6 protein-coding genes and 2 pseudogenes are annotated in these 8,392 nt (G+C 68.2%); 5 read left to right on the forward strand and 3 right to left on the reverse strand.

The window, feature by feature from the left end; translation table 11 throughout:
• Together ACWDTP_RS35445 and ACWDTP_RS35450 are read right to left on the reverse strand one after the other, a co-directional pair.
• The coding region (locus tag ACWDTP_RS35445; RefSeq protein WP_450027897.1) for an acetyl-CoA C-acetyltransferase at positions 1 to 1,177 on the reverse strand (1,177 nt) is incomplete at its 3' end.
• Positions 1,178 to 1,211: 34 nt separating this feature from the next.
• Positions 1,212 to 2,204, reverse strand: coding sequence for an SGNH/GDSL hydrolase family protein (locus ACWDTP_RS35450; RefSeq protein WP_450027898.1), 993 nt, complete (start codon positions 2,202 to 2,204; stop codon positions 1,212 to 1,214).
• A 193-nt stretch (positions 2,205 to 2,397) separates the two neighbouring features.
• On the opposite strand from ACWDTP_RS35450, the gene ACWDTP_RS35455 reads away from it, so the two are divergent.
• From ACWDTP_RS35455 to ACWDTP_RS35475, 5 genes and pseudogenes are all read left to right on the forward strand, one after another.
• Positions 2,398 to 3,444 carry an alpha/beta hydrolase gene (locus tag ACWDTP_RS35455; protein ID WP_450027899.1) on the forward strand — a complete coding sequence of 349 codons (1,047 nt, stop codon included), beginning with the start codon at positions 2,398 to 2,400 and terminating at the stop codon, positions 3,442 to 3,444.
• Between the two features lie 29 nt (positions 3,445 to 3,473).
• Positions 3,474 to 4,868: a cystathionine beta-synthase gene (locus ACWDTP_RS35460; RefSeq protein ID WP_450027900.1), complete on the forward strand. Its 1,395-nt coding sequence runs from the start codon at positions 3,474 to 3,476 to the stop codon at positions 4,866 to 4,868.
• A 129-nt stretch (positions 4,869 to 4,997) separates the two neighbouring features.
• Positions 4,998 to 5,579, forward strand: a pseudogene (locus ACWDTP_RS35465) (RDD family protein); the annotation flags it as partial.
• 10 nt (positions 5,580 to 5,589) lie between these two features.
• Positions 5,590 to 6,873 carry a hypothetical protein gene (locus ACWDTP_RS35470; protein ID WP_450027901.1) on the forward strand — a complete coding sequence of 428 codons (1,284 nt, stop codon included), beginning with the start codon at positions 5,590 to 5,592 and terminating at the stop codon, positions 6,871 to 6,873.
• Positions 6,874 to 6,977: 104 nt separating this feature from the next.
• On the forward strand, positions 6,978 to 8,132 hold the full coding sequence (locus ACWDTP_RS35475; protein ID WP_450027902.1) for a cystathionine gamma-synthase: 1,155 nt from the start codon (positions 6,978 to 6,980) through the stop codon (positions 8,130 to 8,132).
• Between the two features lie 78 nt (positions 8,133 to 8,210).
• Here ACWDTP_RS35475 and ACWDTP_RS35480 read toward each other — a convergent pair.
• Positions 8,211 to 8,392, reverse strand: a pseudogene (locus ACWDTP_RS35480) (GOLPH3/VPS74 family protein); the annotation flags it as partial.

Here is an 8,392-nt window from a genome sequence, read left to right on the forward strand (position 1 = left end):
CACCGACACACATGGTCTCGATGCCGAAGGTCTTGTCGTGGGTCTGCAGGTTGTTCAGCAGCGTGGCGGTGATCCGGGCACCGGTCATGCCGAACGGGTGACCGAGCGCGATCGCGCCGCCGGACACGTTGAGCTTCTCCTCGTCCATGCCCAGCGCCCGCGCCGAACCGAGCACCTGCACGGCGAACGCCTCGTTGATCTCGTACAGGTCGATATCGCCGATTGTCTTGCCCGCGTTGGTGAGTGCCTTCTTGACGGCCTCGATCGGGCCGAGACCCATGATCTCCGGCGACAGCCCGGACACACCGGTCGACACGATGCGCGCCAGCGGGGTCAGCCCGAGCTCCTTGGCCCGCACATCGCTCATCACCACGACCGCCGCGGCGCCGTCGTTGAGCGGGCAGGCGTTGCCCGCGGTCACCGTGCCGTTGGGCCGGAACACCGGCTTGAGCTGGCTGATCTTCTCGTAGGTGGTGCCCGCGCGCGGACCGTCGTCCTTGGACACCACGGTGCCGTCGGGCAGCGTCACCGGAACGATCTCGCGTTCGAAGAATCCGCTGTTGATGGCCTCTTCGGCCCGGTTCTGCGACCGCACACCCCAGTGGTCCTGGTCCTCGCGGCTGATACCGGTGTGCAGCGCGACGTTCTCGGCGGTCTGGCCCATCGCGATGTACACATCGGGGATCAGATCGTCGGTGCGCGGGTCGTGCCATTCCTCGGCCCCCGCGGCCGCGGAGTCGGTGCGGGCCATGGCGTCGGCGTAGAACGGGTTCTTGGTGTCGGGCCAGCCGTCGGCGTTGCCCTTGGCGAACCGGGACACGGTCTCCACCCCGGCGGAGATGAACGCGTGGCCCTCGCCGGCCTTGATCGCGTGGAACGCCATCCGGGTGGTCTGCAGCGACGACGAGCAGTACCGGTTGACCGTGGTGCCGGGCAGGAAGTCGTAGCCCAGCTGCACCGCGACGGCCCGGCCGATGTTGAACCCGGACTCGCCACCGGGCTGGCCGCAGCCCATCATCAGGTCGTCGATCTCGCGGGGGCCCAGCGCCGGCACCTTGTCCAACACTGCGCGCACCATCTGGGCGGCCAGGTCGTCGGGGCGGATATCGACAAGGGATCCTTTGCCGGCCCGGCCGATCGGCGAGCGGGCAGTGGCGACGATGACGGCTTCAGGCATGACTGGCTCCTCGATCGGGTATCTGGGAATGAACCTAACCCGCCGGTACCACGATGGGTGCGGGCACCCCGGTGGTCCGCCGCCACAGCCTGGTCACGCTGCCGAGCCGGGACCGCAGGGTGCTGGAGCTGTCGGCGGCACCGGACTCCAGTGCCTCATCGCCATCCCACTCGCCCAACGCATTACACAGTGCGGGCAGCAGCTGGTTGGCCGCCAGCGCATAACCGGCGGCCGACGGGTGGAACATGTCCTTGGAGAACAGCAGCTCGGGCGCCTTGTAGAAGTCGGGCGAGAGCAGGTCGGAGAACGGCACCGGTGTGCCGCCCGCCCCCCGCACGGCGCCGGCCTGGGCCCGCGCCAGCCGCAGGCCGCGACTGCGGGCCACCCAGCGCAGCGGCTGGGGGATGGCGGTGATCACGCCGAAATCGGGGCAGGTGCCCACCACGACGACCGCGCCGGCCGACCGCAGGCGCCGCACCGCCGCGCCGACCCGCCGGGCCGACGGCCCGATCCCGTTGGGTTTGGTGATGTCGTTGGCGCCGATCATGATGACGGCCGCGTCGGGCGGTGGGCCCGCCACGAACATCGCGTCGATCTGGCCGGACAGACCCTTCGAGGTGGCCCCGACAATCGCCTTGGTGCTCAACCGGATCCGCTTGCCCAGCTGCTCGGCCAGGCCCCTGGCGATCAGGACGCCGGGCACCTCGTCGGGCTCATGGCAGCCGTACCCGGTGGCCGTCGAGTCGCCGAAGATCATCAGGTGGATGTCGAACGGCACCCCACGCTCGAAATGTTGTACGGGCCCGCCGCCGGCCACGTAGACGCCGTCGGCGCGGGGCGGGACATCCCAGGATTTGGGAATGACCCGGCGAGCCTTGGCGGCCTGGCCGGTCAGCAGATTGCGTGCCCCGATATACGCCGACCCGGTGGATGCCAGCGTCGCAGCGGCCGCCAGGGCGACGGTCAATCGCCGCGGGGTGCGACTACTGCGGCTGCGGACGCCAGGAGCATTACTTCTTGAGCCCACGATCCCAGTTTAGGGGCGAACCGGCGGCTTCTCCGCGTGGCAAGCGCGATCGGCCATCACAGTGCGGTATCAAGTCCGGTATCAATTCAGATTCTTTGATTGTTGAACCGATTAGGAATGTCAAGCTAAGTTACCCGGGTTGTCTGAGTGACAGAGCGCACCGAGCACTACAACGACGTAGGAAGTGGTGGCGATGACCGCACCGAGCAAGCTCTCGAGGACCCATCGTGCCGGCATAAGCCCAGGCAGGACCCGCCGCGCCGGTAAGTATCCGGTCAGTGACCGAGCCCCGGTCGAGGTGGTCGAAGACGGGACGAGCCTTGGTGGCCGACTGGCTTCGCTGGCGGCGATGCTGACAATCCGCCCGGTGCTGGCAATCGGTAGCCGTGCGCCGCATCTGCCGTGGCCGTTCGGGGTGGTCAACTTCGCGGCGCGGCTGCTGCGCCCGGCCCCTGGCACCATCAAGGCGACGGTCGCCCTGCCCAACTGCACCGCACAGCTGTTCCGGGCCGACGGGGTGCTGCCCGCGGACGGTAAGCGCAGCGTCATCCTGTACCTGCACGGCGGTGCGTTCCTGGTGTGCGGTGCCAACACGCATTCGGGGATCGCGACGGCCCTCTCGGAGTACGCCGACAGCCCGGTGCTGGTGGTGGACTACCGGATGGTGCCCAAACATGCCGTGAGCACCGCCCTCGACGACTGTTACGACGCCTATCAATGGCTGCGCCTCACCGGATACGAGCCGGATCAGATCGTGCTGGCCGGCGACTCCGCCGGCGGGTATCTGGGGCTGGCGCTGGCCGAACGGCTGCTGGCCGAGGGCGGTGAGGGCGAGGTGCCCGCGGCGTTCGTGGCGATGTCTCCGCTGTTCGAGATCGACAACGACACCAGGGCCAACCACCCGAACATCGGCCGTGACGCGATGTTCCCGGCGCAGGCGTTCGACGCGCTGATCGACCTCGTCGACGCCGCCGCCGAACGCAAGGGCGAGGACGTCTACGAGCCGCTCGACCATGTCGAGCCGGGGCTGCCCAGGACCCTCATCCACGTGTCCGGCTCCGAGGTGCTGATCAGCGATGCGCGCAAAGCCGCCCATATGCTCGCCGCGGCGGGTGTACCGGTGGAGATTCGCGTTTGGCCCGGTCAGATGCATGTATTCCAGATCGCCGGGCGGTTGGTGCCCGAGGCGAAGCGGTCGTTGCGCCAGATCGGCGACTACATTCGAGAGGCCACCTGGTAAGCCGGGAACCGGCCTGAGACGATGGACGCATGCGGATCGCCAGGCACGTCAGTGAGCTCATCGGCAATACTCCACTGGTACAGCTGAACTCGGTGGTCCCGGAAGGGGCCGGACTGGTCGCGGCCAAGATCGAGTACCTCAACCCGGGCGGCAGCGCCAAGGACCGCATCGCGGTCAAGATGATCGACGCCGCCGAGGCCAGCGGCGAACTCAAGCCGGGCGGCACGATCGTCGAGCCGACCTCCGGCAACACCGGTGTCGGGCTGGCCCTGGTCGCCCAGCAGCGCGGCTACAAATGCATCTTCGTGTGTCCCGACAAGGTCAGCGAGGACAAACAGAATGTGTTGCGCGCGTACGGTGCCGAGGTCGTGGTGTGCCCGACGGCGGTGCCGCCCGATCACCCGGACAGCTACTACAGCGTGTCCAACCGGCTGGTCACCGAGATCGACGGGGCGTGGAAGCCCGACCAGTACTCCAACCCGATGGGTCCGGCCAGCCACTACGAGACGACCGGACCCGAGATCTGGGCCGACACCGACGGCAAGGTCACCCATTTCGTCGCGGGCGTCGGCACCGGCGGCACCATCACCGGCACCGGGCGCTACCTCAAGGAGGTGTCGGGTGGCCGGGTCAAGATCGTCGGTGCCGACCCGGAGGGGTCGGTGTACTCCGGCGGCACCGGGCGCCCGTACCTGGTGGAAGGCGTCGGCGAGGACTTCTGGCCCAGCGCCTACGACCCCGCGGTGCCCGACGAGATCATCGCGGTCTCCGACGCCGATTCGTTCGATATGACCCGGCGGCTGGCCCGCGAAGAGGCCCTGCTGGTGGGCGGTTCGTGCGGGATGGCGGTGGTCGCGGCGATCGAGGTGGCCCGCAAGGCCGGCCCCGACGCAGTCGTCGTCGTCCTGCTGCCGGACGGCGGGCGCGGTTATCTGTCAAAGATTTTCAACGACGCGTGGATGTCCTCCTACGGATTCCTGCGCAGCAGGCTCGACGGTTCGATCGAGCAGTCGACGGTCGGCGATGTGCTGCGCGGCAAATCCGGGGAGCTGCCCGCCCTGGTGCACACCCACCCGTCGGAGACCGTGCGCGACGCCATCGGCATCCTGCGCGAGTACGGGGTGTCCCAGATGCCGGTGGTGGGGGCCGAGCCGCCGGTGATGGCCGGTGAGGTGGCGGGCAGTGTGTCCGAGCGCGAGTTACTGTCCGCGGTGTTCGAGGGCAGGGCGAAGCTCGCGGATGCGGTGGCGCAGCATATGAGTCCGGCGCTCCCGCTGATCGGTGCCGGCGAGCTGGTCAGCACCGCGGCGAAGAACCTGCGGGAAAGCGATGCGGTGATGGTGGTCGAGGAGGGCAAGCCGGTCGGGGTGCTGACCCGCCACGATCTGCTCGGTTTCCTGTCCGCGGGCACCGGAAGGCACTGACGGCCGCCGCGGGATGTCCGGGTGGTGAAGATCGAGTGAGACGCCGGGTTATCAGCTTTCTCTCAGGTAAGGTGAGCTGGCTCCCAGCGAGCTAACTTAATCACCTGGAAGGCGACTATGACCGAGCTACCGCCACCGCCGCCTGGAAACTACCCACCGCCCCCACCAGGGGGGTATCCGCCGCCACCTCCGCCGGGGGGAGGTTTCCCGCCGCCCCAGGGACCGCGACAGGCGTTGCCCAAGGAGGCCTACACGCCGTGGCTGACCCGGGTGCTGGCCTACGTCATCGATGCCCTCCCGATCGTCGTCCTGATCGGCATCGGCTACGGGATCCTGCTGGCTTTCAGCGAAACCACTTGTGTCTCAGACACTTCCGAATACGGCATGGGTGATTACTGCGTCGCCGAGACGTCCTCGACGGGCATGCTGGCCGTGGGGCTGTGCTATCTGCTCGCGTTCGTCTTCGGAATCTGGAACTACGGCTACCGGCAGGGCACCACGGGTTCGAGCATCGGAAAGTCGGTGCTCAAGTTCAAGGTGGTCAGCGAGAAGACCGGGCAGCCAATCGGTTTCGGGTTGTCCATCGTGCGCCAGATCGCCCATATCGTGGATCAGGTCATATGCATGATCGGCTACCTGTTTCCGCTGTGGGACTCCAAGCGTCAGACACTCGCCGACAAGATCATGACCACGGTATGCCTACCACTGTAAAAAGGAACCCATGACTAACCCACCACCGCCGCCGGGCGGGTACCCGCCGCCACCGCCGTCGTCGGGCGATTACGCGCCCGAGCAGGGTGAATCCTCGTCACAGCAGGGCGATTCCCCGCCCAAGGAGGGTGAGGCGCCGCCGTCGTACGGGAGTTTCGGTTCTCCGGCCGGGAGCTATCCACCGCCGTCGGGCGGTTTCGGCTCGCCGCAGGGGGAGCAGCAGCCGGGTGGCTTCGGCCCCCCGCCGGGTGAGTATCCGCCCCAGCCCGGTGGTTTCCCGCCGCCCCCCGGCGCCGGATACCCGCCGCCCCCGCCACCGCACGGCGGCGGCTACCCACCGCCGCCGCCCGCCGGTGGCTACCCGCCACCCCCGCCCGCCGGCGGCTACCCGCCGCCACCGCAGCCGGGTGGCTATCCGGCCGCGGGCGCACCCGGTTACCCGGCACCGGGTGGCTATCCGCCGCCGCCCGGCGGCTATCCGCCTCCGCCGGGCGGCCCGGGATACCCGCAGGGACCCGGCGGTTACCCGCAGCAGGGTGGCTACCCGCCCGCGGGCGCCCAGGCCTACGGCGCCGCGCCCTACAGCATCGGTGACGCCTTCAACTGGGCCTGGAACAAGTTCAGTAAGCATCCGGCCGAGCTGATCGTCCCGACGCTGGTCCTCGGTCTGATCTATTTCGCGGTGCAGGCCGTGGTGAACGTGGCCACGGGTTCGATGAGTGGGGGCGAATCGCCCAGCGGCATGAGCGTCGGCGGCGGCATCGTCTCGCTGATCGGCGGGATCGTGACCCTGGTGGTGGCCGCGGTGATCCAATCCGCCTTCATCGGCGGCATTCTCGACATCGCCAACGGTCAGCCGGTGACCATCGGATCGTTCTTCCGGCCGCGTAACGTCGGCAATGTCATCATCGCGAACCTGATCGTCGGGGCGATCCTCTTCGTGGTGGCCCTGGTGCTGGTGTTTCCGGGCTTCCTGATCCCGCCGTACCTGTTCGTCGGCATACCGCTGTACTTCATCGCCGCGGTCATCATCGGAGTGCTGTTCCTGTTCTCCACCGTCGCCGTACTGGACCGCAATCTGAGCGGTGTCGACGGGGTCAAGGCGAGCTTCGACATCGCCAAAGCCAATTTCGGCCTGGTGTTCCTCACCGCACTGGTGATGGCCGCCCTGGCGTTCGTCGGGGTGATCGTCTGCGTGGTCGGCCTGCTGGTCACCTATCCGATCCTGACGCTGATCGAGGTGTTCGCGTTCCGCCGGCTCACCGGCGGACCGGTGGCCCCGCCCACCCCGTAATCCGCGGCACCACCACGATGCCCACGGCGCGCAGGCCGAAAGGTCGCGCACCGTGGGCATCGTGGTGTCGGTCGTGCGTGCCGGCCCGATAGGCTCGACCCGTTATGACTCAACACCGCAAGTGGCACGGCCTGGCCACGAAAGCCATCCACGCCGGTTACCGTCCCGATCCGGGCACCGGTGCCGTCAACACCCCGATCTTCGCATCGTCGACCTTCGCCCAGGACGGCGTCGGCGGGTTGCGCGGCGGATTCGAATACGCCCGCACCGGTAACCCCACCCGCGCGGCGCTGGAGGCCGCGCTGGCCGCGGTCGAGGAGGCGAACTACGGGCGGGCGTTCGGTTCGGGTATGGCGGCCACCGACTGCGCGCTGCGCGCGGTGCTGCGCCCGGGTGATCACGTGGTGATTCCCGATGACGCCTACGGCGGCACCTTCCGGCTGATCGACAAGGTGTTCTCGCAGTGGGGGATCACCCACACGCCGGTCCCGCTGAGTGACCTCGACGCGGTGAACGCGGCGCTGACCCCGCGCACCCGGCTGATCTGGGTGGAGACCCCGACCAACCCGCTGCTGAGCATCGCCGACATCTCCGGGATCGTGCAGATCGCCTCGGCATCCGGGGTGAAGGTGTTGGTGGACAACACCTTCGCGTCGCCGGCACTGCAACAGCCGCTGCTGAACGGCGCCGACATCGTGCTGCATTCCACCACCAAGTACATCGGTGGGCACTCCGATGTGGTGGGCGGTGCGCTGCTGACCAACGACGAGGAACTCGACGCCGCATTCGCCTTCCTGCAGAACGGGGCGGGTGCGGTGCCGGGGCCGTTCGATGCCTACCTGACCATGCGCGGGCTCAAGACCCTGGTGCTGCGCATGCGCCAGCACAGCGAGAACGCCGCCCTGATCGCCGAGTTCCTGGAGGGGCACCCGGCGGTCGACTCGGTGCTCTACCCGGGACTGCCCAGCCATCCCAACCACAATGTGGCGGCCAGGCAGATGACCGGCTTCGGTGGCATGGTGTCGGTCCGGTTGCGCGGTGGTCCGCGCGCTGCCCGCGAGTTGTGCTCGCGCACAGAGATTTTCATTCTCGCCGAGTCGCTGGGCGGGGTGGAATCGCTGATCGAGTACCCGGGCGCCATGACACATGCGTCGACCGCGGGTTCGCAATTGGAGGTGCCCGACGATCTGGTGCGGCTGTCGGTGGGCATCGAGCATGCCGCCGACCTGCTGGCCGACCTCGAGCAGGCCCTGGCCTGACCCGCGAGCAGACGTAAAACTGCCCATTTCGGCGCGATCTGGGGCAGCTTTGCGTCTGCTCGCGAGGGAAGGCGCCGGCTACATCAGGGCCGGACGCAGCGCCGACGTCGTGACCGCAAGGTTCATCTCGGGCAGGGCCGTCGCGGACTCCTCGACCCAACTGCCGGTGATGATCTCGGTCGACCGCGCATGCACCCAACGCCAACCCCGCTCGTTGAGGCTCAGCACCGTGCCGAGGCCGTCGACCGCATGCAGCAGGC

The sequence above is a fragment of the Mycobacterium sp. NPDC003449 genome (genome assembly GCF_053588415.1).